Source organism: Streptomyces sp. NBC_00306 (assembly GCF_036169555.1).
Lineage (GTDB): Bacteria > Actinomycetota > Actinomycetes > Streptomycetales > Streptomycetaceae > Streptomyces > Streptomyces achmelvichensis.
Genome location: NZ_CP108032.1, coordinates 3,102,594 through 3,129,151 on the forward strand (window position 1 = coordinate 3,102,594; position 26,558 = coordinate 3,129,151).

23 protein-coding genes and 1 other RNA gene are annotated in these 26,558 nt (G+C 70.2%); 13 read left to right on the forward strand and 11 right to left on the reverse strand.

The window, feature by feature from the left end; translation table 11 throughout:
- Positions 1–202: 202 nt before the first annotated feature.
- On the reverse strand, positions 203–1,162 hold the full coding sequence (locus tag OHA05_RS13690; protein ID WP_328863388.1) for a LysR family transcriptional regulator: 960 nt from the start codon (positions 1,160–1,162) through the stop codon (positions 203–205).
- Between the two features lie 88 nt (positions 1,163–1,250).
- On the opposite strand from OHA05_RS13690, the gene OHA05_RS13695 reads away from it, so the two are divergent.
- The 10 genes from OHA05_RS13695 (at position 1,251) to OHA05_RS13740 (ending at position 12,533) form a co-directional block, all read left to right on the forward strand.
- Positions 1,251–2,444, forward strand: a complete 1,194-nt coding sequence (locus OHA05_RS13695) for an MFS transporter (protein ID WP_328860722.1) — start codon at positions 1,251–1,253, stop codon at positions 2,442–2,444.
- 131 nt (positions 2,445–2,575) lie between these two features.
- Positions 2,576–2,917 carry a PadR family transcriptional regulator gene (locus OHA05_RS13700; protein ID WP_328860723.1) on the forward strand — a complete coding sequence of 114 codons (342 nt, stop codon included), beginning with the start codon at positions 2,576–2,578 and terminating at the stop codon, positions 2,915–2,917.
- On the forward strand, positions 2,914–3,924 hold the full coding sequence (locus tag OHA05_RS13705; protein WP_328860724.1) for a hypothetical protein: 1,011 nt from the start codon (positions 2,914–2,916) through the stop codon (positions 3,922–3,924). The genes OHA05_RS13700 and OHA05_RS13705 overlap by 4 nt, the downstream gene beginning before the upstream one ends.
- Before the next feature lie 258 nt (positions 3,925–4,182).
- Entirely contained in the window at positions 4,183–5,418 is a 1,236-nt protein-coding gene (locus OHA05_RS13710; protein ID WP_328860725.1) for a cytochrome P450, cyclodipeptide synthase-associated, read from the forward strand.
- A gap of 108 nt (positions 5,419–5,526) precedes the next feature.
- A complete protein-coding gene (locus tag OHA05_RS13715; protein WP_313946043.1) occupies positions 5,527–5,919 on the forward strand; it encodes a nuclear transport factor 2 family protein in 393 nt (130 codons plus the stop codon).
- A 153-nt stretch (positions 5,920–6,072) separates the two neighbouring features.
- Positions 6,073–8,112, forward strand: coding sequence for an AAA family ATPase (locus tag OHA05_RS13720; protein WP_328860726.1), 2,040 nt, complete (start codon positions 6,073–6,075; stop codon positions 8,110–8,112).
- Between the two features lie 190 nt (positions 8,113–8,302).
- Positions 8,303–9,805, forward strand: a complete 1,503-nt coding sequence (locus OHA05_RS13725; RefSeq protein ID WP_313946041.1) for an MFS transporter — start codon at positions 8,303–8,305, stop codon at positions 9,803–9,805.
- A gap of 70 nt (positions 9,806–9,875) precedes the next feature.
- Complete coding sequence (locus OHA05_RS13730) at positions 9,876–10,316, forward strand: SRPBCC family protein (protein WP_313946040.1); 441 nt, start codon at positions 9,876–9,878, stop codon at positions 10,314–10,316.
- Between the two features lie 107 nt (positions 10,317–10,423).
- Positions 10,424–11,785, forward strand: a complete 1,362-nt coding sequence (locus OHA05_RS13735) for a carotenoid oxygenase family protein (protein ID WP_313946039.1) — start codon at positions 10,424–10,426, stop codon at positions 11,783–11,785.
- A gap of 118 nt (positions 11,786–11,903) precedes the next feature.
- Positions 11,904–12,533: an ABC transporter permease gene (locus OHA05_RS13740; protein WP_313946038.1), complete on the forward strand. Its 630-nt coding sequence runs from the start codon at positions 11,904–11,906 to the stop codon at positions 12,531–12,533.
- 64 nt (positions 12,534–12,597) lie between these two features.
- On the opposite strand, the gene ssrA is transcribed toward OHA05_RS13740, so the two are convergent.
- The 5 genes from ssrA to ftsE form a co-directional block, all read right to left on the reverse strand.
- Positions 12,598–12,993, reverse strand: a transfer-messenger RNA (tmRNA) gene (gene ssrA, locus OHA05_RS13745).
- A 158-nt stretch (positions 12,994–13,151) separates the two neighbouring features.
- Positions 13,152–13,631 (reverse strand): SsrA-binding protein SmpB, encoded by a 480-nt coding sequence (gene smpB / locus OHA05_RS13750; protein WP_313946037.1) that lies wholly within the window; start codon positions 13,629–13,631, stop codon positions 13,152–13,154.
- 18 nt (positions 13,632–13,649) lie between these two features.
- Positions 13,650–14,807, reverse strand: coding sequence for a S41 family peptidase (locus OHA05_RS13755; protein ID WP_328860727.1), 1,158 nt, complete (start codon positions 14,805–14,807; stop codon positions 13,650–13,652).
- Between the two features lie 67 nt (positions 14,808–14,874).
- Positions 14,875–15,792, reverse strand: coding sequence for a permease-like cell division protein FtsX (gene ftsX, locus OHA05_RS13760; RefSeq protein WP_313946035.1), 918 nt, complete (start codon positions 15,790–15,792; stop codon positions 14,875–14,877).
- Positions 15,793–15,817: 25 nt separating this feature from the next.
- A complete protein-coding gene (gene ftsE, locus OHA05_RS13765; protein ID WP_313946034.1) occupies positions 15,818–16,507 on the reverse strand; it encodes a cell division ATP-binding protein FtsE in 690 nt (229 codons plus the stop codon).
- Positions 16,508–16,756: 249 nt separating this feature from the next.
- On the opposite strand from ftsE, the gene OHA05_RS13770 reads away from it, so the two are divergent.
- Complete coding sequence (locus OHA05_RS13770; protein WP_313946033.1) at positions 16,757–16,951, forward strand: hypothetical protein; 195 nt, start codon at positions 16,757–16,759, stop codon at positions 16,949–16,951.
- A gap of 83 nt (positions 16,952–17,034) precedes the next feature.
- On the opposite strand, the gene OHA05_RS13775 is transcribed toward OHA05_RS13770, so the two are convergent.
- The 3 genes from OHA05_RS13775 to OHA05_RS13785 all read right to left on the reverse strand — a co-directional run bounded on the left by OHA05_RS13775 (position 17,035) and on the right by OHA05_RS13785 (position 20,231).
- The gene (locus OHA05_RS13775; RefSeq protein WP_313946032.1) at positions 17,035–17,667 is read right to left on the reverse strand and encodes an LPXTG cell wall anchor domain-containing protein; all 633 of its coding nucleotides are present in this window, start codon (positions 17,665–17,667) and stop codon (positions 17,035–17,037) included.
- Between the two features lie 348 nt (positions 17,668–18,015).
- Positions 18,016–18,762, reverse strand: a complete 747-nt coding sequence (locus OHA05_RS13780) for a class I SAM-dependent methyltransferase (RefSeq protein ID WP_328860728.1) — start codon at positions 18,760–18,762, stop codon at positions 18,016–18,018.
- The gene (locus tag OHA05_RS13785; RefSeq protein WP_313946030.1) at positions 18,759–20,231 is read right to left on the reverse strand and encodes an asparagine synthase; all 1,473 of its coding nucleotides are present in this window, start codon (positions 20,229–20,231) and stop codon (positions 18,759–18,761) included. Before OHA05_RS13785 ends, OHA05_RS13780 begins: the two co-directional genes overlap by 4 nt.
- An 849-nt stretch (positions 20,232–21,080) precedes the next feature.
- Between OHA05_RS13785 and OHA05_RS13790 the strand changes: the two genes are divergently transcribed.
- Both OHA05_RS13790 and OHA05_RS13795 read left to right on the forward strand, forming a co-directional pair.
- Positions 21,081–22,421, forward strand: coding sequence for a tetratricopeptide repeat protein (locus tag OHA05_RS13790; protein WP_328860729.1), 1,341 nt, complete (start codon positions 21,081–21,083; stop codon positions 22,419–22,421).
- A 237-nt stretch (positions 22,422–22,658) separates the two neighbouring features.
- Entirely contained in the window at positions 22,659–23,885 is a 1,227-nt protein-coding gene (locus OHA05_RS13795; RefSeq protein ID WP_328860338.1) for an IS110 family transposase, read from the forward strand.
- Positions 23,886–24,054: 169 nt separating this feature from the next.
- Here OHA05_RS13795 and prfB read toward each other — a convergent pair whose 3' ends face one another.
- Together prfB and OHA05_RS13805 are read right to left on the reverse strand one after the other, a co-directional pair.
- Positions 24,055–25,161 (reverse strand): peptide chain release factor 2, encoded by a 1,107-nt coding sequence (gene prfB / locus OHA05_RS13800; RefSeq protein WP_313946028.1) that lies wholly within the window; start codon positions 25,159–25,161, stop codon positions 24,055–24,057.
- A gap of 73 nt (positions 25,162–25,234) precedes the next feature.
- Entirely contained in the window at positions 25,235–26,473 is a 1,239-nt protein-coding gene (locus OHA05_RS13805) for a serine/threonine-protein kinase (RefSeq protein ID WP_313946027.1), read from the reverse strand.
- Positions 26,474–26,558 lie beyond the last annotated feature (85 nt).

The following is a 26,558-nucleotide window of genomic DNA, read 5'->3' on the forward strand; positions in this document are numbered from 1 at the left end:
TTCGGCTCATGCGTATGCCCGGTAAGAGCATCTTCTTGCCAATTTTCCACAGCTGTGCGCACATCCCCCACTGGCTCAATACGGATGCGCGGACGTATGTCATGAACTCGGCCTGGGTCCCCACCCGCCCCGAGCGCCCTCTGTTGCACCGCATCCGGAGGGACGAACGTAGCCCACACGAGGTACCGAACGGGGGCTTCTGTCAGTTGTTGTCACACATGAGCGCGATGTCGCAATCCGGCAACCATTCCGAAGCCTCCCTTTCCAGCCAGCCCTCCCGCGCGCCCAGTTCGTCGACCGCCGCATGCAGGGCGTCCGCGCCGGGATGGCGCATTCCCCTGCGCCACACCATCGACAGCGGCGACAGCGGAACAGGGTCGACGATCGGGCGCATGACCGTGCCGGCCACGGCCGGGAAGTCCACCACCGCGAGGACCGGTTTGCGGGTCTTCGCCATCACCCGGCGGAACTCCTCGACACCCACCGCCACGGGCGCGGGCGGCGCGAGCGCGATCCCGCGGCCCTCGAACAGGCGCCGGGCGAGATCCGTCCACTCCAGCGTCCGGGGGTTGCCCGCACCGGCGTAGACGGTCTCCCCCGCGAGTGCGTCCAGCGGGACCTGCTCGCGCGCGGCCAGCGGATGATCGTCCGGCAGGACGACGCCCAGCGGTTCGTACCGGACGATCCGATGGGACAGCAGCGCCCGGACCGGGCCTTCGAGTCCGGCGAAGCGCCCGAAGGAGACGTCGAGCCGCCCCGCGACGATCTCGGCGGCGGCTCCCGTCAGCCCGCTCTCGAAGCGGGCCATCAGCTCGCAGTCGGGGGCGAGTTCACGCGCCCGCGCCAGGATGCGGCCGGACACCATGCCCTCGCTGTTGAGGTCCACGAGCAGCGGCCGGTCGGCGGCGGCGAAGGCGGCCCTCAGCTCGTCGTGCGCCGCGAGGACGGCCCGCGCGTACGGCAGCAGGCGTTCGCCGTCGGCCGTGAGTGTCACCCGCCGGGTGCTCCGTACGAACAGCACGGCCCCCAACTCCCGTTCCAGTCGCCTGACATCGCGGCTCAGCGCCTGCTGGGCGACGTACAGCCGGGCCGCGGCGCGGGTGAAGTGCAGTTCCTCGGCGACGGCGGCGAAGGCACGCAGCAGCCGCGGTTCTATGTCCATGGGCACCGGGCGAATTTACAACGCCGGTGCGTCAATCGGCCCCTCACAGGTGTTGGACCCCGTTCTGACCTGCGGCGATGATGGTTCCATGCCGTACGCCAGACTCTTCGCGACCCCGGGCACCCGCGCCTTCACCGCCGGGAATCTCCTCGCCCGTCTCCCCATGGGGATGTTCAGCGTCAGCGCGGTCATCATGATCGCCGGATCGCGGGGCTCCTACGCGCTCGCCGGCGCCGTCACCGCGACCGGTCTGGCGGCCACCGCGCTCGTCGCCCCGTGGACGGCCCGGCTCGTGGACCGCCACGGGCAGGCCCGCGTGGCCGTACCCGCGACCGCCCTCGCCGTGCTCGGCTCCCTCGCCCTCCTGCTGTGCATACGCTTCGACGCACCGGACTGGACGCTCTTCGCCGCGTACGCCGCCACCGCCACCACTCCCAACACCGGCGGCATGTCCCGCGCCCGGTGGGCCCACATCCACCGGGAGCCCACACCCGAGAACGCGGCCGCACTGCACACGGCGAACTCCTTCGAACAGGCCGCCGACGAGCTCTGCTTCATGCTCGGCCCGGCCCTCGCCGCCCTCCTGTGCTCGGCCCTCTTCCCGGAGGCGGGCACCCTGACCGGTGCGGTTCTGCTGCTGACCGGCGTCCTGATCTTCGCGGCCCAGCGCTCCACCGAGCCGCCGGTCTCCGACCGCACCCCCGGTGCGCGATCCCCCCTGCGCGCCCCGGGCATGACCTCCCTGCTCGCGGTCTTCCTGGTCACCGGCATGGTCTTCGGCGCCCTGGAGGTCAGCACGCTCGCCGTCCTCGACGGCCCCCGGGCCGGGCTGCTGCTGGGCCTCCAGGCCGCGGGTTCGTGCGCCGCGGGTCTGCTGTACGGAACGGTCCGCGCGGCCGGGAACCTTCCGGGCCGGCTCGCCGTCTGCCTGGCTGCCATGACCGCCCTGATGGTGCTGCCCCTGCTGGCGGCCCGCACCGGATCGGCCGTCGTTCTCGCGGCGGCCCTGCTGCTGGCGGGCGCCGCCACCGCACCGACGATGGTGACGGGCATGTCCCTGGTCCAGCGGATGACCCCCGAGGGCAGCCTCAACGAGGGCATGACGCTCGCCGTCACGGCGATCCTCGGCGGCATCGCGGCCGGCTCGGCCACGGCGGGCTGGACGGTCGAGCACGCGGGCGCTGCGTACGGGTACGCGATCCCGGTGTGTGCGGCCGCGCTGGCGCTGCTGCTGGCCGGCGTGGCAGGAGCAGACGCCGCAGCGAAGGCCCGGCTGTCGTAAGGGCGGGCCTTTCCGCCCCACGTCAGGGGCCGACTTCTCCGGACGGCTGTTGCTCCGGCACCGGCCCGTGGTTCACTAGTCTGAGAACGAACTAGTCGAACTCACGGAGTAGAGAGCAGAGTTGACTACAGATGGCCGCTGTGGAGTCGGGCTGGCTGCGGGGCGTGCTCCCGCTGGCGCTCGCCGCCGTGCTCGCCGACGGCGATCGGCACGGGTACGCGCTGGTACAGGAGTTGGCCGCCCGCGGTTTCGGCACGATCCGCGGCGGCGCCCTGTACCCGGTGCTCGGCCGACTGGAGACCGACGGTGTGGTGGAGGCGCGGTGGGAGCCCGGTGAGGGCGGACCCGGGCGCAAGGTCTACCGGCTCACCGACGCGGGGCGGGACCGGCTGCGTGAAGAGACCACCAGTTGGAAGCAGTTCTCCGACGCGATGGAACAACTCCTCGCCCAGAGCAGGCAGGCGCCGGAATGACGGATGAGACGACCCGGTGGAACGCCCGGGTTCGACTGGCGCTGGCCGCACAGTCGGTGGACAGGACGCTCGCGGACACGGTGCTGGACGAAGTCGCACAGCACTGCGCGGACAGCGGCGAGAGCCCCGAGGAAGCCTTCGGCACACCGGAGGCGTACGCGGCCACGGTGGTCGGCGAGCGTCTCCCGCCCGAGGAGCGTCTTCGTCACCGCATCCGGCCCGCTGCGACGATCCGCACCGCACTCGTCCCGATCGGTACGGCCGCTCTGGTGGCGGGTGCCGGTCTGTGGGCCATGGCCGGATTCACGCTGTCCCTGACCCCTGCCGGGCTGGTCGGCTCGTCGTTCGTCGCCGTCGCCCTGGCGGGCGGCCACTTCGCGGCCACCGCCACGCGCTCCCGGCTCCGCACCGCGGGACGCGTGCTCGTGGCCGCCGCGACGGTGCTGGGCGCGACGGCCTTCACCACCCTCTCCCGCGAAACCGTCGGCCATCTGCCCGCCCCGGCCCTGTGCCTCCTGGGCCTCGCGCTGCTCGGGTGGGCCACGCAGGACAAAGACACCGCAGACCCTGAAGGAGAAACGATGCAGCAGAGGACCGGCACACCGAGCACGGGCGGGCGCGAGGAGTGGCTCCGCCGGCTGCTCCAACTGCTCGAAGAGCGCCACGCCGTGCCCCGTGCGCGCGCCGCGGAGCTCACCAGGGAAGCCGCCGACCACCTCGCCGCCACCGGCCACGCGCCCGAGGAGGAGTTCGGGCCCGTGGAGCTGTACGCGCTGCGGCTCTCCGAAGAGGAGTCTCCCCGCCCGCGGTGGTGGCAGCGCGGCGACATCCAGAACGCGATACTCGCCGTGATCCTCGCCGGCTATCTGGTGGCGAATCTCGCTTCCGGCGGCCCGTTCTGGCAGACCGCCCTCGCCGCCGGCGCACTCGCCGTGAGTCTGGTGCTCGTCGCCCTTCCTGCGGTGCGGAGGCAACGCAACGGCTCGTCCCGTCGTCAACACCACTGACGGCTCCGCGGAATCGGTGCCGACGGCGCCCGCTGACCAGGAGCCCCGTCGACCGGCCCGCCCCAAGGACCGTTGGGGGACCTCCGGGCCGTGGTGCCCGGTCCGTCCGACCACGGGGGTGGGAGCCGTCAGGGCGTCCGGTCTGGCCTTGTGCCGGTCCCTCGCGGTCCAGGAACGCCGGCGCCGCCCCCGGGGCCGACGACCCGGCGCGCGGACACCGCCCCCTCCCCGTCTCCTCCCCCCGAGAGAACTCCTGCCATGCTCAGAGCCGAGTCCGGCTTCAGTGTTCTGTCCGACGATTACGCCGCCGACCCCTACCCGTACTTCGCCGGACTGAGGGAACGACAACCAGTGCACTACGAGCCGGCGATCGACAGCTACTTCCTCTCCCGCCACCACGACGTGAAGCGGGTGCTGACCGACCATCAGGCGTTCAGCACCGAGACACTGCAGGTACGCGCCGAGCCGGTGATGCGCGGTCCGGTCCTCGCTCAGATGACCGGGGCCGAGCACACCGCCAAACGAAAGATCGTCGTCCGGGGCTTCACCGGGCAGGCCCTTCAGGACCACATACGCGCCATCCACGCCAACGCCGCCGAGCTCATCGAACCGTTCCTCCCCCGCGGCCGGGTGGATCTCGTCAACGACTTCGGCAAGCCCCTGGCCGTCCATGTGACGCTCGACGTCCTCGGCCTGGACAAGGAGGACTGGCAGCAGGTCGCCGACTGGCACAGCGGGGTCGCCGAGTTCATCACCAGCATCGTCCTCACCCCGGAGCGCCGCCGGCACTGTCTGGACTGTGCCGAGCAGCTGGAGGCCTACCTCGTCCCGATCATCGAAGAACGGCGCCGTCACCCGGGCGACGACCTCATATCGACGCTGTGCACCGCAGAGTTCGACGGCATCGGCATGAGCAATCGCGAGGTCACCGCGCTGATCATCAATGTCCTTGCGGCCTCCACCGAGCCTGCCGACAAGACCCTCGCCCTGCTCGTCAAGCATCTCGTCGACCACCCCGAGCAGCTGGCCCAGGTCCGCAGCGACCCGGCCCTGCTGCCCGCCGCGATCGCCGAGACCCTGCGGTACACCCCGCCGGTCCAGCTCATTCCCCGCTCGTCGGAGAAGGACGCCGAGTTCGCCGGCACCACCGTCCCGGCAGGCGCCACCGTCTTCTGCATGATCGGCGCGGCCAACCGCGACCCCGACGCCTTCAGTGCCCCGGACACCTTCGACATCCACCGCCCGGACCTGGGCACCGCCCGCTCGTTCACCGCCGCCGCCCAGCACCTGGCCTTCGGCACGGGGCTCCACCAGTGCGTCGGTGCGGCCTTCGCGCGCGCCGAGATCGAGACCGTCGCCGCGATGCTCCTCCCCCTGCTCGACCGGGTCCGCTTCAGCCCCGGGTTCGTCTACCGGGAGACCGGCCTGTACACCCGCGGCCCCGCATCGCTGTCCCTGGACTTCTCCCCCGTCCACGAAGGCGCCCCCGCGTGACACACCGCCCCCGGACCGGTGCCCGGCGCTCCGGCCGGTGATGGCCTTCCCCGGCTCCCCAAGCCGGGTCCGCACAGAACCGCCACCCCCCTCCAGGAAGAGACCCCCGTGACGCCGACCGACATCACCAGAGCCATCAACGACCTGCTGTTCACCCCGGGTCTCGACCTCGCCGAAGCCATCGACCGGCACTTCACCCCCGACTACCGTCAGCGCACCGACGGCGTGTGGAGCGACCGAGCCGCCTTCACCCAGCACATGACCCGTCTGCGTTCCCTGGTCCGCAGCGGTCACATCGAGGTCCAGGACGAGTTCCGCGACGGACTGCGCTACGCCGACCGCCACACCGTCACCCTCACCCAGGAGAACGGCCGCACCTCCCGCACCGAGGTGTACCTGTTCGCCGAGCTGGGCCCCGACGGGCGTTTCCGACGCGTCGAGGAAACGACTCTCCTGCTCACCGGCCACCCCGACGACGAGAATCTGGGCCGCGTCGACTGACCTACGGGGCAAGGCTTCTGTCAGGACCCCAGGGAGGTACGGCGGCGTGGAACGGCCTTCGTAGCGAACGGCCTTCGTACCTCCGCGGGGAAAGCACACGAACACCCGGAACACGGAAACACCGGAAGACCGAAAACGAGGTGGGGAGCCGTCATGGGGTCCGTCGGGGAAAGACTGAGCAGCGCGCGAGGGCGCGCCTTCATCGGCCGGGAAGAGGAACTCGACCGCTTCGCACAGGCGTTGACCGGCGATCCCCACGCCCCCCTCGTGTTCTACGCGTACGGGCCGGGCGGCATCGGCAAGTCGACTCTGGTGCGGCGTCTGGCGGACCGGGCCCGTACGGCGGGCCGGTCGTCCGTAGAACTCGACGGACGTTTCGTCAGCCGTGACCCCGCCGACTTCGAGCGCGCCGCCGCCCCCTTTCTGGACGTCCCCGGCACGGTCCTGATCGTCGACTCCTTCGAGCACTGCCAGTGGCTCGAGAGCTGGCTGTGGCAGCACTTCCTTCCCCGCGCCGCGGACGGCGCCCTGGCCGTTCTGGCCGGGCGTCTCCCGCCGCAGGCGCAGTGGAGTGCCGATCCCGCGTGGGCGGGGGTCCTGCACGTCACCGAACTGAAGCCGTTCGCCGAGGACCAGGCCCGCAGTCTGCTGGCCGCGGCGGAGCTCCGTCCCGAGCTGCGTGAGCGGGTGCTCCGCTTCGCCGGCGGCAACCCGCTGGCTCTGTCCCTGGCGGCCGCCGCCGGCTCGGGGTCGGCAGGCTGGAGCACGGAGGAGACCTGGGCCCCCTCCGCCGATGTCCTGCGCACGCTGCTGGCCGGGCTGATCGGCGAGGTGCCCACGGCGGCCCACCGCCGGGCCCTGGAGGTGGCGGCGCAGGCCCACTCCACGTCAGAGGAACTGCTGTCCTCGGTCCTGCCCGAGGAAGACGCCCACGTGCTCTTCTCCTGGCTCCGCGACCTGCCCTTCATGGAGTCGGCGCACCGGGGCCTCCACCCGCACGACGCCGCACGCGAGACGCTGGCCGCCGACCTGCGCTGGCGGGCGCCCCATGCCTTCGTCACGATGCGCCAGCGACTGGCGGACGAGTACCTGCGCCTCCTGCGCGAGGCACCCGAGGAGCGTGTGTGGACCGTCACCGACGAACTCTTCTACCTCTTCAAGGAGATGGAGACCCTGGCGCGGGTGCGTACCTGGTCCCGCGAGGACGAGGTCCACGACCGCCCGCTGCACCCCGGTGACATCGATGTCGTCCTCCGCATGGCCGAGGAGACCGAGGGTCCCGCCTCGGCGGACATCGTCCGCCACTGGGCGCGGCGCCAGCCGCAGGCGTTCAGCGTCTACCGTCTCGTGAGCACGGGCCGGACCGTGGCGTTCACGACCCGGCTCGTCCTGCCGGCCCCGCCCGACCCCCAGGACCTGGCCGCCGATCCCGTCGTCGCGGCGGCCTGGGCGCACACCGAGGCCACCGCGCCCGTCGGCCCCGGCGAGCACATCGGCATCAGCCGTTTCTCGGTCTACCCCGAGCGGTACCAGGTCCCCTCGCGCGTCATCGACCTGAGCAGTTCCCGGGCCCAGGCGGAAGCGGCCCGTGCCCGCGGACGCGCGTACGGCTTCGCCGTCTTCCAGGACGCCGACGCCTGGGCCGTACGCGTCAAGGGCTCCCTCATGGACACCGGTGCACGGCCGCTGGTCGGCGAGCACACCTACGGTCTGTTCTGCGTCGACTGGCGCCAGGAGACCGTCGAATCGTGGCTCCATCGCTTCATTTCGGCCACCGAGGTGCCCGCCCGGTCAGGCCCTCCGGGCATCTCCCGCAGCACGTTCGACCAGGCCGTACGCGAAGCCCTGGCGCACTGGCGGGATACGGGAGCCTTCTCCGCCTGTGCGCTGATGCGCGCCCGCCTCACGGCCGACCTCACCGAACCCGTCGAGGAGTTGCGCGCCCTGCTGCGCCAGGCCGTCGACGAACTCGCCCGCGACCCGCGTGGGGTGCGCGCCCGCGACGCCCTGACCGCGGGGTACTTCTCCGGCGCACCCACCCAGGAAGCCGCCGCCCGCCGTCTCGGCCTCCCCTACGGCACCTACCGTCGCCACCTCCGGCAGGGCCTGGACCTGCTGTGCGAGGCGCTGTGGCAGTGGGAGCTGCACGGCCCCGACGGGGACGAGCGGCGCCCGGTGCCGACGCAGACGTGAGCGGGCACGGGGCCGGCGCACGCGTCAGGGCACACAGGGCCGGCGCGGACATGAGAGCCGGGGCCGTCGCGGACTGAGGCCGCCGGGTGCGCCGGGCCCGGGCCGCGTGGACAGGTGCGGACAGGACTGGACAGTCAACGCCCCTGCCGGGCATGGAAAGTGGACACCGCCCGACATGAGGCTGTGCGCCATGAACCTTGGACGCACGAAGGACCAGGCATCCCCCGCCCGCCGGCCGGGTGCCGTGCTCGCGGCGCTCGCCGCTGCGCAGTTCACCGTCATGCTCGCCACCTCGATCGTGAACGTGGCTCTGCCGCAGATCCGTTCCGGTGTGGACCTGTCGGCCGACGGCACCACCTGGGTGATCAACGCCTACGGCCTGGCGTTCGGGGCGCTGCTCCTGGCCGGGGGCCGGGCGGCCGACCTCCTCGGCCGCCGCCGGGTGCTGATCGCCGGCCTGGCACTGTTCGCGGGGGCCTCGCTGGCAGCGGGGCTCGCCACCTCCGCGGGCGTCCTGATCGCCGCCCGGGCCGTCCAGGGGCTCGGCGCCGCCGCCATCGCCCCGGCCGCACTCGCCCTGACCATGGGCCTGTTCCCGTCCGGCGCGGGCCGCGGCAGGGCGCTGGGCGTATGGGGCGCGGTCTCCGGCGCGGGAGGGGCGGGCGGCGTCCTGCTGGGCGGCGTGCTCACCCAGGCATGGGGCTGGCCCTGGATCTTCCACTCCGTCGCGCTCGGGGCGGTGCTGGTGCTCGTCGCGGTGGCGGCGCTCGTGCCACCGGCCTCCGTCGGGGCGTCCGAGCGGTTCGACCTGCTGGGCACCGCCACCGTCACCGTCGCCCTGACCTGCCTGGTGTGGGGGCTGACCACCGCACGCGGCACCGGCTGGACGGACGCCCGCGTGCTGGGCGCCCTCGCCGGCGCCGGCACGCTGCTCGCGGCCTTCGCCGTGATCGAGACGCGCCGGCCGAACGCGCTGATACCCCCGCGGCTGTTCACCACCGGCCGTGTCGCCGCGGGAAATCTGCTGATGGCCCTGCTGGGGTCCGTGTGGATCGCCCTGTTCTTCTTCCTGCCGCTGTATCAGCAACAGGTCCTCGGGATGGACCCCTTGGCGACCGGAGCGGGCCAACTCCCGCTCGCCGTGGCCAATATGCTCGGCGCCGCCGTCGCACCTCGCATCTCCCGGCGCATCGGCGGCACCGCCACGGTGACCACGGCCCTGCTCGTCGAGGCCGCCGGACTGCTGTGGCTGTCACGGCTCAGCGCCGACGGGAGCTATCTCGCCGATGTCCTCGGACCGAGCATCCTCGTCGGACTCGGCCTGAGCATCGCCTTCGTCCAGCTCACCGCACTCGCCGTGGACGGTGTCCCGCCGCAGGACGCGGGTCTGGCCGGCGGGCTGGTGAACACCACCCGCCAGGTCGGCGGCGCGATCGGTCTCGCCGCCCTGGCGACCCTGGCCGCCTCCGTCACGGCTCACGCCTCCACCCAGCAGTCCCACGTCGAGGCCCTGAGCGCCGGTTACCGGGCCGCCTTCCTGGTCTCGGCCGCGGTACTGGCCGTCGCCGCACTCCTGGCGGTGCCGCTCACCCGCCGCGGCCGCACCGGCCCCGACGCGCTCCCGCCCACCGCGGCCGCTGCCACGGCGCCGCGGCCGCAGTACCGGACGGCCGATCAGACACCCGTCGCCTGAGCCGGCGACCCGAGCCGGCCCGACCCGACCAGATCCACCTCAGTCACCACCACCACCGAAGAGGGAACCCATGCACACCATCGACTCCACCGCCCCCGTCGTCGTCAGCCTGACCACGACCATCGACGCCCCGCTCGCCACCGTCTGGGCGCTGCACACCGACATCGACAACTGGCCGGTCTGGAACGCGGACATCGACCGGGCCGTGCTCAGCGGACCGGTGGCCGTCGGCACCGACTTCACCTGGCTCACCCACGGGATGACCATCACCTCCACCGTCCACGAACTCGTCCACGAGCGGCGGATCGTCTGGGGCGGAACCGTCCAGGGCATCGTCGGCATCCACGCCTGGACCTTCGAGCAGGCCGGCGATCAGGTCGTCGTCCGCACCGAGGAGTCCTGGAGCGGTGAGCCCGTCGACGCCGCGACCGACGAACTCGGCGCGGCCCTGAAGGCCTCCCTGGAGAGCTGGCTCGGCTCCCTCAAGGCCCGCGCCGAGCAGACGGCCTGAGCGCCCCTCCCCCGAACCTCGCACGCGCAGCACGCACACACGCAGCACGCAGCACGCAGCACGCAGCACGCAGCACCACGACCAACGACGAATCCGAGGACGCGCACATGAGCAGCAAGCCCTATCTGACCGGCCATTACACCCCCGTCGCCGACGAGATCACCGCCACCGGCCTCACCGTCGAGGGCACCCTGCCCCCCGAGCTGACCGGCCGTCTGATCCGCAACGGCCACAACCCCAAGCCCGGCGTCACGCCGACCCACTGGTTCAAGGGCAGCGGCATGGTCCACGGCATACGGCTCCGCGAGGGCCGCGCCGAGTGGTACCGCAACCGCTGGGTGCACACCCCCGCCCTGGACGGCGCCCCGTACATGACCGAGCGCGGCCCGGACCTCACCGCGAGCACCGCCGGGACCCACGTCATCGAGCACGCCGGACGGCTCCTCGCCCTGTGCGAGGCGAACGTCCCCTTCGAGCTCACCCCGGAGCTGGAGACGATCGGCGCCCATGACTTCGACGGCCGGCTGCGTACGGCGATGACCGCCCACCCCAAGGAGGACCCGCTGACGGGGGAGCTCCACTTCTTCGGCTCCTCGCCGTTCCCGCCCCACCTCGTGTACTACGTCTGCGACGCCAAGGGGGCGATCGTCCACACCGCCGAGATCCCGGGCGCGACCGCCTCCCTCAAGCACGACTTCGCCATCACGCGCCGCCATGTCGTCTTCATCGAGGGCAACGTCACCTTCGACCCCGCCGAGCACTCCGGCATCCCGTACGGCTGGAGCGACCAGCAGCCCGCCCGCATCGGCATCATGCCGCGCACGGACGACGGCGCCCGGCACGTGCGCTGGTTCTCCATCGAGCCGGGCAACATGCTGCACGTCTCCAACGCCTACGAGGACGGCCAGGGCCGCATCGTCCTGGAAGGCCCCACCGTGGACCGCGAGGGGTTCCGGCTCTCCTGGAACTGGTGGGTCGGCGCACCCGGGCGCGGCACCGAGCCCAACACCCGCTCCTACACCCGCCGCTGGGTGATCGACATGGCGACCGGCACCGTCGACGAGCAGATCATCGACGACCTCGCCGTGGAGTTCCCGACCCTCAACGAGGACTACCTGGGCGCCGAGAACCGCTACCAGTACGCGGTGTCCTTCCCCGACCAGGAAGGCTTCGGCGGCTACGGCGTCGTCAAGTACGACCGCACCACGGGCGCCCGCCGCATCCACCAGGTCGGCGACGCCCGGCTGCCCAGCGAGGCGGTGTTCGTCCCGGCGGCCGGCGCCACCAGCGAGGACGACGGCTATCTGCTCACCGTCGTCTCCGACCTCAAGCAGGACGCCTCGCAGCTGCTGGTCCTGGACGCCTCCGGTCTCGACCGGGTCGCCACCGTCCATCTGCCCCGCCGCGTGCCCGCCGGCATCCACGGCTCCTGGATCCCCGACAACGCCCTGGACACCGGCGAGCACTGACCCGCTCCCGTCCCCGTCGGCACAGCCGGGGACGACCGGCGGTGGGCGGCTCCGGGCCGACCTCCCGGAGCCGCCCACCGCCCCCACCCCCATCCGTACGCCACCCCGGAGGAACCCCATGTCCGTCGCAGCCCCCGCACGTCCCATGGCCGCCGTCCCCCATGCCACCCCGAGCCGTCTCGCGAACGAGGTCGACAACCGCGCGGCCTATGTCAGCTTCGGACTCGCCTACCTGCTCGGACACGGCGCCGCCGCCGTCTCCCACGGCGACGACCCCCTGCTCGACCTGCCCGGCTGGCTGCCCACCACGCTCCTCGGCATCGGCCTGGTCACCGGCGTCACCCAGGCCACCGTCGCCGCCCTGCGCGCCCAGCGCGGGGCGCCCGGGCCGGACGTCCTCTCCGGCAAACTGCTCGGCGCCGCGTGGGTCGCCGCCTTCACCGCGCTGTTCCTCGCGATCACCGGCCTGGCGTCCGCGGTCGACATGCCGGATCTCCAGACCGTCCTCTGGCCCGCCGGTTCCGGCCTCGTCGTCGGCCTGCTCTACCTCGCCGAAGGCGCGGCACGACGCAACCTGCTGCACTACGGCCTCGGCGTCTGGCTGGCCCTGATCTCCTCCGCGGCGCTCTTCCTCGGCACCCCCGGCCTCTACGGGGTCCTCGCCCTCGCGGTCGGCGGCGCCTACGCCCTCGCCGCGGTGCTGGAGCGCCGCCGCCTCGCGCGGCTCGCGGGGCATCCCCAGGCATGACAAAGGCCCGGCTGCCGTGACCGGCAGCCGGGCCTTCGCCCACATGGGGGTCCACACAAGGTGGGAGTGGAGATGGCGGGAATCGAACCCGCGTCCAACGGTGCAGAATCAGGACTTCTCCGAGCGCAGTCCGCTGCGATTTTCTCAGCCCCGGAGATCACGCGGACAAGTCTCCGACGGGCTCAGTCACTGTTTGGTTTCCCTCTGCTCCCCGTGACCGGGTTCAGAGGTTTAGTTCCCTAGATGACGTCAGGAACCGGGTCGGGAACAGCCCCGGGCTGACGCTCCATAGTGAAGGTTCGTTCTACTGCCTGAGATCAGGCAGCGAGGGCGAAGGCTTCGGAGGTATCGCGCTTGGAATTGGCGATTATTGTTTGCGACACGTGGTTAACGAGATCATTGCCGCTTCCTCGGCTCGCTTCTCCTGCTTCGACATCCGCTGTCGAAACCGATCATCCCCATGTTGATTTTTCAAAGGCGCCCCTGCGAGAGGGGCTGTCGCCATCGTACGTGACCAACGCGGCCACATGCCACCGTATTCCCGCGGGTCAGGCCTTCATGCCCGCCACCCCGGAGCCCCGGGGCGCCGCCGGTCTCCCGGACCCCGCCGCGCGGCCCTCAGGCCCGCTGGCGGCGGCGGACCGCGGAGACCGCGCGGTCGGTCTCACGGCGGTCCTGCTTCTCCCGCAGCGTCTGCCGCTTGTCGTACTCCTTCTTGCCCTTCGCCAGCGCGATCTCGACCTTCGCCCGGCCGTCCTTGAAGTACAGCGCCAGAGGCACGATGGTGTGCCCCGTCTCCTGCGCCTTGGACTCCAGCTTGTCGATCTCCTCGCGGTGCATGAGGAGCTTCCGCCGGCGGCGGGCCGAGTGGTTGGTCCAGGTGCCCTGGCTGTACTCGGGGACGTGCACGTTGTGCAGCCACGCCTCGTGTCCGTCGATCTGGACGAAGCCGTCCGCCAGCGAGGCCCGCCCCTGACGCAGCGACTTCACCTCGGTACCCATCAGCACGAGCCCGCACTCGTAGGTGTCGAGGATGAGGTAGTCGTGCCGCGCCTTCTTGTTCTGCGCGATCAGCTTGCGCCCTTTTTCCTTAGCCATAGTGCGGTCATTTTCGCACTACGACCCACCCCCGAGGCCACTCAATACCGTGCGGGCCCGTTCCTCGGCGCCTTCGGCGGCCAGCAGGTCCGGTGTGATGCCCCGTCCGTCGACGCTGTGACCGGCCGGTGTGCGGTAGTGCCCGACCGTCAGCTCGGCGACCGATCCGTCCGGCAGCCGGCTGGGCATCTGCACCGATCCCTTGCCGAAGGTGCGCGAACCGACGGCGATCGCGCGGCCGCGGTCCTGGAGTGCCCCGGTCACCAGCTCGGCCGCGCTCATCGTGCCGCTGTCGACCAGGGCGACCACGGGCCTGACGGTGTCCCCGCCCGCCGAGGCGTAGAGGGAGCGCTGCTCACCCCGTATGTCGTACGTGGCGACGAGTCCGCCGTCCAGGAAAGCGGAGGCCGCGGCGACGGCCTCGGCGACCAGACCGCCCGCGTTGCCGCGCAGATCGAGCAGGACACCCGCACCGGCAGGGGCGGACCGCACCGCGTCCCGCACGCGGGCGCCCGAGCCCTTGGTGAAGGAGGAGACCCGGATCATCACGGCACCGTCCTGGAGGTGACGGACGGTGACGGTCTCGGTGCTGAGTGTCGTACGCGTCAGGGTCTCGGTCCACGCCCGGCCGGCGCGCTCCATACCGAGGGCCACGCGCGTGCGCTCACTCCCCCGCAGCAGGGCCACGACCTCGGTGACGGGACGGTCGGCCACCCGCCTGCCGTCGATGGTGCGCAGCCGGTCGCCGGCCTCGATGCCCGCCTTCTCCGCGGGGCCGCCGGACTGGACCCGGGCCACTTCGACGCGTCCGTCGGCGGCCCGGCGGGCGGTGAGGCCGACACCGGTGTACTCGCCGTCGAGTGCCTGCTGGAAGTCCGCGTACTCCTCGCGGTCGTACACCGCACCCCAGCGGTCGCCGCTGCGGCTGACGACTTCCTCGGCCGCCTTCGTCCCCGACTTGCCGTCGGCCATGGCCTCGGCCGCGGCACGGGCCAGAGCGTCGCGGTCGACGGTGGCGGCGGCGGGCCGGGCGGCCAGCGGACGGGGGGCGTTGTCGTCCTCGCGCGGCAGGGCGTTGGTGGCCGCCGCGGTGGCGAGAACACTCGCAAAGACCAATGTCAGGGCCGCCCCGCGGCGAATGCGGCGGGGCCGAGGACAGAACTCCGGGCCCGGCATGGCGACGAGTCTAGGCCAAGCGAAGGGCGCCGTACGGTTGTTGCCCGTACGGCGCCCGGGGCGCTTGTCACACCTTGAGGTACTTGCGCAATGCGATGAAAGCGGCCATGGCAGGCATCAGCAGACCGATCGCAATCACCAGCGGGAGCTTGGTGACGACCGCGTCCCAGCCGATGAAATTGACCAGCTGCATCTTCTCGGACAGCGCCAGACCGTGGTCGATCAGGAAGTATCTGCCGACGAGCAGCATCAGCGAGGCGACCAGACCGCCCAACAGGCCCGCGAACGCGGCCTCCATGATGAACGGCATCTGGATGTAGAAGCTGGACGCTCCCACCAGCCGCATGATCCCGGTCTCACGCCTACGGCTGAACGCCGACACACGCACGGTGTTGACGATCAGCATCAGCGCAATCACCAGCATCAGCGCCATCACGAACAGTGCCGCTATGTTCATGCCGTTCATCAGGGAGAAGAGATTCTCCAGGATGTTGCGCTGGTCCTGGACGGACTGCACGCCGTCCCGGCCGGCGAAGGCGGTGGCGACCACCTTGTACTTCTCCGGGTCGTCCAGCTTGACCCGGAACGACTCCTGCATCTGGTCCGGCGTGATGGTGGACGCGATGGGAGTGTCGCCGTACTGGTCGCGGTAGTGCTTGTACGCCTCCTCGGCCGTCTCGTGATGGACCGAGTCGACCACGTCCATCTTCTTGAGATCGCCCTCGATCTGCTGCTTCTGCTGTGCGGTGACCGCGCCCTTGGCGCACTTGGGCGACGTGGAGGCGTCGTTCTTGTTGCACAGGAAGATGGAGACGTTGACCTTGTCGTACCAGAAGTCCTTCATGGTGCTGACCTGCTCGCGCATGAGCAGCGCGCCGCCGAAGAGGGCGAGCGACAGAGCCACGGAGACGATGACGGCGAAGGTCATGGTGAGATTGCGACGGAGACCTACGCCGATCTCCGACAGTACGAACTGGGCGCGCATCGCGTGCGTTCAGCCTTTCCTTAGCTCAGTGCTGGTAGCCGTAGACGCCGCGTGCCTGGTCGCGTACGAGACGGCCCTTCTCGAGCTCGATCACACGCTTGCGCATCTGGTCGACGATGTTCTGGTCGTGGGTCGCCATCACGACGGTCGTACCGGTCCTGTTGATCCGGTCCAGCAGCTTCATGATGCCGACGGACGTCTGCGGGTCGAGGTTGCCGGTCGGCTCGTCCGCGATCAGCAGCATGGGCCGGTTGACGAACGCCCGCGCGATCGCGACACGCTGCTGCTCACCGCCGGAGAGCTCACCGGGCATCCGGTCCTCCTTGCCGCCGAGTCCGACGAGGTCGAGGACCTGCGGCACGGCCTTGCGGATCTCACCGCGCGGCTTGCCGATGACCTCCTGCGCGAATGCCACGTTCTCCGCGACGGTCTTGTTGGGCAGGAGACGGAAGTCCTGGAAGACGGTGCCCAGCTGGCGGCGCATGTGCGGCACCTTGAAGTTGGACAGCCGTGCCAGGTCCTTGCCGAGGACATGCACGAGCCCCTGGCTTGCACGCTCCTCGCGGAGGACCAGCCGCAGAAAGGTCGACTTGCCGGAACCGGAGGAACCCACCAGGAAGACGAACTCTCCCTTCTCGATCTCGAGGGAGACGTCACGCAGGGCGGGGCGGTTCTGCTTGGGGTAGCTCTTGGAGACGTTGTCGAATCGGATCACGGGTGCACCACGGTCGGCCGGGAGTAGGTGTGCGTGACACTACGCGAAGCGGGGTTGCGGGCGCAGTCAGCAGTCTGGGTTGCGTACTTTGTCACGTCACGGTTGACGAAGGAACCGGTGGGGCGCGCCGAAAAGCGCCCGAGCTGGCATGGTGGTAGGGGAACAGTGTCGTTCCCCTGTGCGTTGTCGGGAAAGAACTGTGCATACGGTCCGCGCCCGCGGCTCCGGCGCGCGGGAGGAGGAGAGCGCATGACCTACGACCGATTGGTGTGCGCGAACTGCGCGGCCCCGGTGAATGAGGGCCGCTGCCCGGTGTGCCGGGCGAACCGCGAGCGACTCCAGCAGGAGGGACCGTTCGGCGGTCTGAGCCCGGTGGCGCTGCTGACGCTGCTGGTGGTGCTGATCGCGGCGCTGGCGCTGCTGGCCGCGCACCAGACCGCGTAGGACGTACGCAAAAGGAGGGCCCGGGGCGCTGAGCGCGCCCCGGGCCCTCCTTTCTGTGTGCTGTGCGCTACGCGCCGTAATGCTTAGACGGCGGTGCGGTTGCTGCCCACGAGACGGGGGAGCATCCGGAAGCCGATACCACCGGCGATCATGGTGGCAGCACCGAGGAGCAGGAAGGTGGTCTCGGCGGCGCCGGTCTCCGCCAGCTCCTCCTTGGCCTGGCCCTGCTCGACCGGCTGGGAGCCGGCGTTGTCGGTGTCGGTGTTGTTGCCGTCGCCGTCGATGACACCACCGTCGGTGTCGGTGCCACCGGTGCCGCCCGGCGTGGTGGACTCGGACGGGTCAGGGTTCTCGGTCGGGTCCTCGGTCGGAGGCTCCTCGGTGGGAGGCTCCTCCGTCGGCGGCTCCTCGGTGGGAGGCTCCTCCGTCGGCGGCTCCTCGGTCGGAGGCTCCTCCGTCGGCGGCTCCTCGGTCGGAGGCTCCTCCGTCGGCGTCGGGTCCGGGATCACGGTCGGCAGGCCCGTCGGCTCCGGCGGGTTGAGACCCAGGCCGGCGTCGATGCCGTTCCGGTCAGCGTTGACCGAGGCGTCGAGGGGACCCACGTTGATGTCCACGCCGACGGCCGAGGCGGCGCCCGCGGCGGTCAGCGACGCGCCGGCGGCGATCACCGCGCCGGCGGCTATGCGCGCTACGCGGATCCGCGTCTTCTTCGTCATCTGGCTGCTACCCCCAGTAGCTAATCGTCAATGGAGCAGCGTCCGGGGCTGCGGCCGCAGAGGTATTGACGTCTCCCCCACATCACACGCGCCCCAGAGATACGCATGCCGAGCGTCACCCTTCCCACTTTTCGCGGACGCGTCAAGGTCGTTGCGCGTGCGATGTCCGGTATGCGGGAGGTTGCCTGACCTGCGCCGATGCAACTGTGACATAAAAGGGAACTGCCGCCCCGCAGAGGGTGGTTACCTTGTCGACAAAGCACTGTTCTGGCAGGCTCGCCGCTTGCGGTAGTGAACAACAACCACTCGATCGTGGGTAGTTGCGGCAGCTTGATCATCCCCTGCCACTCACCCGTGGGTGTATCGGGCTACCGTGTACGCAGTTGGACCGGTGAGCCCCGCCTCTGTGCCGTCGCGCATGTCCAGGACTTCAAAGCCGGCACCCTCCACGTATCGATCCAGCTCGCGAGGGAACAGGACACGCCTGCGGATCTCGTCCAGCGCCTCGTCGCCCGAGGGGAGCACCCAGTGCCGGTGCGTGGTGTTGATCTGGGTCCGTAGGTCCCACTCATGTCGGATGGTGACCGTGGCGGGTCCCCAAGGGGTGTCAACCGTGGCGGCAATCGGCTCAGTCCAGGTGATCGGGGCGACAGGGGAGCACAGCACAAGCAGCGTGCCCGGCAGGGCATGGGCCGCGAATGTGGCGAAGACCTGGCTGATCTCCTCGTTGTCGTGCACGTAGGCCAGGCTGTTGCCCATACAGGTCACCACGTCCATGCGCTTGCCGAGTCGTGTGGTGCGCATGTCCCCGGTGCGGATGTCCAGCCCCGGCCGGGCCTGGTGGGCGTAGTCGACAAGTCCGGGCTGGAGATCCACGCCGATGCACTCGAAGCGCTCGGCCAGGATCTCCAGATCCCGGCCGGTACCGCATCCGAAATCGACCAGAGTCCGGGCGTCCGGCCGGTGCAGCTCGATCAGGGGCCGGCACATCCCGGCGCTTGCGCTGCCTGACTGCACCACGTCGTAAAGAGCCGGATCGCGGTACAAGAGGTTGGTGGCTTCCACGTACTCGGCTTCCGTGTCGGGGCTGGTCACATGAGACTTCGCAGTCCGACCTCCAAGGCGAGCACATCGCACAGCAGGTCAGGGACGACCAAGGCGGCGTCGGCATCCTTGCCCGCCTGGATGAGAGCCTTGCCGTCAACGTAGCCGAGGTCCACCAGAACCGAATCCTGCAGCATGTCGTCCAGCACGGGCAGGCCGTAGGAACGCAGGCCCTTCTCCAGGACGGCCAGGAAGTTCTCCGGCTCGGTCGGCGCCGCCACCCACTCGGGCAGGCCCGCCCGCCTGATCCGCTCACGGAACAACGCCTTGCCGCGCTTGTGCTCGCGCGGCAACTGCTCCATGAACCGCACAATCCACGGGTGCACCAACGGGCTCACGGGCCAGATCCCGGCCCGGAGGAATCCGGGGTTGTGCATCCCGAACGACATCAGGGTCGGTACGGGCACTACCGGGATGGGGGCCATGTGCTCGTCCACCTCAGCGAGCGCACGGACTGCTTTGGCTCCGAGCCACGGTACGGGTTCCGGCGTCGGCAGTTCGGCGAGTGTCCTGGAGTGGTGGGCGTTGACCTCGTCCCCTCCGCTGCCGGTGAACATCACCTCGCACCGCCGGGCGTCTGCCTGCTCCCGCACGACGTCGAACGCCTCCTGGTAGAAGGCTCCCGCCGGATCGTGCGGCTTGCCCAGGGCGCGTACGCCTCCGGGGCAGAAGGGTGGGTGCTGCATGGCGGGGGTGGCCGTGTCCAGGAAGCCGCAGTGCTCCACAAGGGCCCGGCGTCGCTCGTGTTGCTGCCTGCCGGTGCTTCCTCCCACCAGCAGGCCGAAACTGTGCACCTCGGGGAAGCAGGCCGCTTTCAGGGCCAGGGCGACGTTCCCGGAGTCCGCGCCGCCGGACAGCTCAAGACCCACGCATCCGGTGGCCGTCGGCGCCTGACGGATCACGTCGGTCAGCAACTCGTCCAGAGCCGCAAGAGGATCAATGCCGGGCCGCAGCTTGCGCGGCTCAAGTACATGCTCGGCCGGCTCCGGGTAGTGGATGCTGAGCCCCGCGCTCGTGAACCTGGCCGACGCCCGTTCGGTGAGGCGGTAGACACCTTCGAACAGCGTCTCGCACGTGTAGCGGTGCTGCCTCGTCAGTGTTCGGGCTACCACGCGCGGCACCAAGCGGTCAGCCCGTAGATACGGTCGCAACACGGTCAGATCCCATGACGCGTGCAACTCGCCGTCCCTCTCTGTCAGGTAGAGCGGCGCTGTGCCGAGGACGCCTGCTGCCAGCCTGACCTCTCCGGGCCCCATGGTGATCGCGACGAAATCCGCCTCGTCCCCCTTGCACTCCTTCACACGGACCCGTACGCGCGGCGCCAGGTCGTCGTTGACCTCCATGACCAACGTGGAGACGTTCACAGACTCGATCCAACTCTCGCCGTTGACCCAACGGCCCCCGTCCGTGCTCCACTTGGGCTCCTGGAGATCGAACAGGCGCAGACGCATCGACAGCATGTCGTCCCTTTCCGATGTCGTGCGGCGGGGCGGGGCCGCGAACGGCCCCGCCCCGCCTGGCGTCAGCCCTGGATCACTTGCTGCAGTGGTCGCCGTTGTTGTCGCCGCCGCCCGGCATCTTGTCGAGCAGCGCGGCCTCGACAGCCGGGACGCCGGTGATCAGGTCGCCGGTGAACAGCTCGTCCACGTTCATCGCTCTCTCCCTTACGGTTTTCAGTGGACTCCGCGGCAGATGCTGCGGAGTTGGACCCGTCCGGCTGCCGGACCCTTGCGAAGAAGGCGGCCGGACGGGGTGCCCGCCGCTTCCGACGGCGGGCCCTCCCTCATCACAGGTGGGGAGCCTGGATGCGTGACGGGGAGGAGTCAGGTGGGTGTGGACGCGACGGCCACGCCCAGGACGAAGCCGCCCGTCCCGTGATGGTGATGAGCAGGAGGGGTCCGGCGCAGCGGCCGACGACTGCGGCCAGCCGGTTCACAGCCGCTCTCCACGGCTGCGCTCGTTGACCTCGCGTACTGCTGCGCTCAGCCTCGCCGCCCCATCCTCAGGCGTGGAATCGCGGTGCTGCGGGCAGCGGCACGGCGAGAACCGATTCGAACCGGGCGGCAGATCCGCTCCCTCGTAGGTGTCGATCCTCAACACCCCGTCCATGCCCCGCGCCTCGGTCATCCAGGCCAGGCAGGCCCGCGCTTCGCTTCTCATCCATCGGCCTTTCAGACGACGACTGCGGCGAGGTATCGCCGTTCTTCGCTACCTCTACGCAACCGCGTGACCACGCTCAGCGGTACCGTTGCCGCAGGACCAGGACTTGAAAGCCTTGAAAGTTCGCAATGGCACGGGGAGTTGAGTGCATGGCCAAGCGTGAACCGAACGTAGCTCTTGGGCGCCTGCTCGCCGAAAGCCGTTGGACTCACCGCCAGTTCGCGCGGGCGGTGAACCGTATCGGCACCGAGACCGGCACTCCTCTGCGCTACGACGAGTCGGCGGTGAGCCATTGGCTCGGCGGCACCGTCCCTCGCGGTGCGGTGCGGACGTGCATCCTCGAAGCCCTCTCCCGCCGCCTCGGCCGCCCTGTTACCCATGCCGAAGCCGGGCTGCCTGTTCTACGCGATCGCTCCTCCGCGGATGCGGATACCGTGGAAGGGGTGATCGACCTGGGGAGGCTGGATATGGACCCGTCCCGCCGCAGCGTCCTGGGGGTCGGCCTGTTCTCCGTGGCCGTCACCATTCCCGGCTGGCCTGATGTGGTCGGGCGTGCCGATGCCATCCAGTCCGGCCGCACGACACGCATCGGCATGAACGAAGTGGACATGGTCATCGCCATGACCGAGCGTGTTTCGGAACTGGACGACGAGTTCGGCGGCCGTCACGCACGCCCCATGGCGGCCTCGTTCATGGTCAACACTGTGGCCTCCTACCTGCGTGCCGACGCACCCGAGGACGTACGCAAAGCGATGCTGTCCGCCGCCTCGGATCTGCTCTACCTGACCGGCTACATGGCCGTGGACGAAGGGCTGCACGGTCTCGCGCAGCGTTACTACGTCAAGGCCTTGGAGCTGGCGGGGGCGGCCGAGGATCACCTGACGTACTGCACCACCCTGCGGGGGATGAGCGTCCAGGCGGTCGACCTCCGCCACGGAGAAAAGTCCATGGAACTGGCCGACGCCGCTGCCGCCGCCTCCCCGAAAGCCGGCCCCCGGATGCTGGCCTTCCTCGCCGGTCAGCAGGCGCATGCCGCCGCACAAACAGGCGACCGTACTGGCGCGCTGCGCCACATCCGGGAGGCCGAGGCGGCCATGGACCGTGCCGAGGCACGCGGCAAGGCGTTTGGCTCGTACGACCCGTCTTCGCTCAACTACCACGTCAGCCAGGTGCGTTACGAACTCGGAGACAAGGCCGGAGCCGTCGAGGCCATGCAACAAGCGGACCGGCTCCGCCCCAGCATGTACCAGCGCACACGAGTACACCGTCGTGGCCTGCTGGCGGAGCGGCAAATGGAACTCGGCCACCTGGAAGCGGCCTGCGCCACCTGGCACCAGGCCCTCGACGACTACCCCAAGGTGCAGTCCGGCCGCGCCGACGAGCGCGTGAAGGCGATGTTCGGTCTCTTGCGCCCTCACCTGAAGAATCCGGCGGCGCTAGACCTGTACGACCGAGCACGCACGATCGCGCCACCGTCGCTGGTCGCCTAATGGGAGCTGCCGGGTCGGTAAGACTCGGTGCCGTAGCCGCCAGCAGGTGAGCACTCCGGTTGCCGGAAGCGTTCGATTTCTGGGATCAGACCGTGCCCCTGCTGGTCGGCCGGAAGGCCAGACCGCTGATGGGGTGGCGTGCCCGCCGGGTTCGGCGTGAGCACTGGATCCATTAGGCCGCGCGCCGTGTCTTCCGCAGGCTGCACCGCAAGCGAAGTGCCAACAAGGGAGAGCGCGTTGCTGCTGATCGGCGATGACTGGGCCGAGGATCACCATGACGTCGAAGTCCAGGACGAGACGGGCCGGAAACTGGCCGCCGCGAAGCTACCCGAGGGCGTGGACGGCGTAGCCAAGCTCCACGAGCTCGTCGCGAAGCACGGTGGTGAGAAGCTCGATCCCAACGCTGTCATCGTCGGGATCGAGACCGACCGCGGCCCATGGGTTCAGGCTCTGATAGCCGCCGGCTACAAGGTCTACGCGATCAACCCCCGGCAGGTCGCCCGCTTCAAGGAGCGGTACGGCACATCTGGTGCCAAGAGCGACAAGGGCGACGCTCACGCGCTCGCAGACATGGTCCGCATCGACCGTGACCAGCTACGGCCTATCGCTGGAGACAGCGAACAGGCCCAAGCCATCAAGGTCGTTGCCCGCGCTCATCAGACTCTCATCTGGGAACGCACCCGCATCTTCCAGAGGCTGCGCAACGCCCTGCGTGAGTACTTCCCCGCGGCCCTGGATGCCTACGCCGACCTCACTCTGCTCGGCGCCGACGCACTGGAACTGCTCGTCAAAGCACCCACTCCGCAAGCCGCGGCGAAGCTGACCCACGCCCAGATCACTGCTGCACTGGCTCGCGCCCGTCGTCGCAACCGGACTGCGAAGGCAGCCGTCATCCAGACGGCGTTGCGCGAGCAGCACCTGGAGCTGGCTGAGCCGGTGACCGCCGCCTATGCGGCCACCGTGGTGGCTCACGCCCGGCTGCTGATCACCCTGAATGAGCAGATAGCCGACCTGGAGACGCAGGTGAAAGCCCATTTTCACGCGCACCCGGACGCTGAGATTTACCTCTCGATGCCCGGCATGGGAGAAATTAGCGGCGCCCGGGTGCTCGCCGAATTCGGAGACGACCCCACCCGCTACGCGTCCGCCAAGGCGCGGAAGAACTATGCCGGCACCAGCCCGATCACCCGAGCCTCCGGCAAGAGCCACACCGTCCAGGCCCGCTTCGTACGCAACAACCGGCTCGCCGACGCGTTGCAAGCCCAGGCGTTCTCTGCACTGAACGGATCCCCAGGCGCTCGCGCCTACTACGACAAGCAACGCGTCCGTGATGTCGGCTACAACGGGGCCCTCCGACAAGTCGGCAACCGGCTCGTCGGCATCCTCCACGGATGCCTCAAGACTCGAACGCTCTACGACGAGGCGACCGCCTGGTCGCACTACGCCTACCTCCATGCCGCTTGATCTGAAACGGCATGGGGTGTCTGATCCCCGTCGCACCTTCGAGCTCAGCCGGAGAAAGTCAGCCACGAACGGCGGAGACGCCAGGAAATCACCCGTCACGTGTGTCTCCAGCAACCCGAGTGTGCCGGGCCCCATGGGGCCCGGCACCTTCCCGACGCAGTGTGCGCGTCTACTTCTCGCCCTGCTTGCGCCAGCGGATGCCCGCCTCCAGGAAGCCGTCGATCTCGCCGTCCAGGACCGCCTGCGGGTTGCCCACCTCGAACTCCGTACGCAGGTCCTTGACCATCTGGTACGGGTGCAGGACGTACGAACGCATCTGGTTTCCCCAGGAGTTGCCGCCGTCGCCCTTGAGCGCGTCCATCTTGGCCTGCTCCTCCTGGCGGCGGCGCTCGAGGAGCTTCGCCTGGAGGACGTTCATCGCGCTCGCCTTGTTCTGAATCTGCGAGCGCTCGTTCTGGCAGGAGACGACGATGCCGGTGGGGACGTGGGTCAGGCGCACCGCGGAGTCCGTGGTGTTGACGCCCTGGCCGCCGGGGCCGGACGCCCGGTACACGTCCACGCGCAGCTCGGACTCATCGATCTCGATGTGGTCCGTCTTCTCGACCACCGGCAGCACCTCGACGCCCGCGAAGGACGTCTGGCGGCGGCCCTGGTTGTCGAACGGCGAGATGCGCACGAGGCGGTGGGTGCCCTGCTCGACGGAGAGCGTGCCGTAGGCGTACGGCGCCTTGACGACGAAGGTGGTCGACTTGATGCCGGCCTCTTCCGCGTACGAGGTCTCGTAGACCTCCGTGCCGTACCCGTGGCGCTCCGCCCAGCGCAGATACATCCGCTGGAGGCGCTCGGCGAAGTCGGACGCGTCGACGCCGCCCGCCTCGGCGCGGATGTTGACCAGCGCCTCGCGCTCGTCGTACTCGCCGGAGAGGAGGGTGCGGACCTCCATCTCGTCCAGCGCCTTGCGGACGTCGGTCAGCTCGGACTCCGCCTCGGCGAGGGTGTCCGCGTCGTCCTCGGCCTCGGCGAGCTCGAAGAGCACGGCCAGGTCGTCGATACGACCGCGGAGGGCCTCGGTCTTGCGGAGCTCGGCCTGGAGGTGCGAGAGCTTGCTCGTGATCTTCTGCGCCGCCTCCGGGTCGTCCCACAGGGACGGGGCGGCGGCCTGCTCCTCGAGCACGGCAATATCTGCCCTCATCCTGTCGAGGTCCAGGACGGCCTCGATCGACCCCATGGTCGAGGAGAGGGACTTCAGCTCTTCGGATACATCGACGACTGCCACGGGTCCAGCGTAACGGCTGGGCGCGAGAGCCCGACCCCCTAGGGTTCCGGCCTACGGTTCCGTGGGTTCCGGCCTACGGTTCCGCCGGTACCGACTGCTGGGAGTCCTGCGGGGAGACCTCCGAGTCGCCGCCGCTCGTCGCCAGCCAGCCGCCGACGCCCAGCGCGGCCGCGACCACCACTGCGGCGATCCCGAGGACGATGCGCCGCTTGCGGACGGTCTCGGACTTGTGGCGGGCCGATCCCGGTCGGCGCTGGCCGGGTGTGCGGGGGGCGCGCGCCGTGCCGCGGGCGCCGCCGGCGAGCTCGTCCGGAGCCGGTACCCGCATCGAGGTGTGGGTGTCGCGGTTGGAGTCCGCGGGCGCCGCGCCGGGCACGAGCGGTACGGCGCCACGGCGGCGCACCTCACCGGGTGCGGCCGGGGTCTCGTCCTCGTACGGCTCCGCCTGCGGTTCGGCGTCGGGTTCGTCGACGTCGAGGGGCGGCATGCCCGCCAGCATCGGCTGGAGTTCGCGCAGCCGGGCGCCGACCTCGGAGGCGCGCAGCCGTGACGCGGGCGCCTTGGCCAGGCACTGGTTGATGAGCTGCCACAACTCGTCGGGGATACCCGGGAGGGGGACGACGGTCTCGGTGACATGGCGGCGCAGGACCGCGCCGGGGTGACCGCCGCCGAAGGGGGTGAAGCCGGCGAGGAGTTCGTACAGCACGGTCGCGAGGGCGTAGATGTCGACGGCGGCGCGCGGCGGCAGGCCCTCGACGATCTCGGGCGCCAGATAGTCCGGGGTGCCGATGATGCGGGACGCCTTGGTGCGCCGCGGGGTGTCGATGAGCTTGGCGACGCCGAAGTCGGTCAGCAGGGCCGGGTGGGAGCCCGCGGGTCCGAGCGGGCCCTCCATGTCGAGCAGGATGTTCTCCGGCTTGACGTCGCGGTGCACGATGCCGGCGGCGTGCGCCACGGCCAGCGCGTCGGCGACGTCCGCGATGATCGCGACCGCGGCCTGGGGGGCGAGCCGGCGCTCCCGGTCGAGGCGGGTGCGCAGATCGGTGCCGCGTACGAGGTCCATGACGAGCGCGAGATCGTTCCCGTCGACGACGAGGTCGCGGACGCCGACGATCCGGGGGTGGTCGAGGCCGAGCAGGGCCGTGCGCTCCTGCACGAAGCGCCCGACGAGTTCCTGGTCCGACGCCAGGTCCTCGCGCAACAGCTTGATGGCGACGGGACCCTCGGGTCCCTCGCCCGCCCACACCGTCCCGGCGCTGCCCCGCCCGAGGATCTGGTGGGCCGTGTAGCGGCTGCCGATATTCCGTGCCAAGACTGCTCCCTCAGCGGCTGGCGTTGCCCACTGTGTCCGCCCGGGGGGCGACCCCCGGACCCCCGGCCGGAAAGCGGGCCGGGCA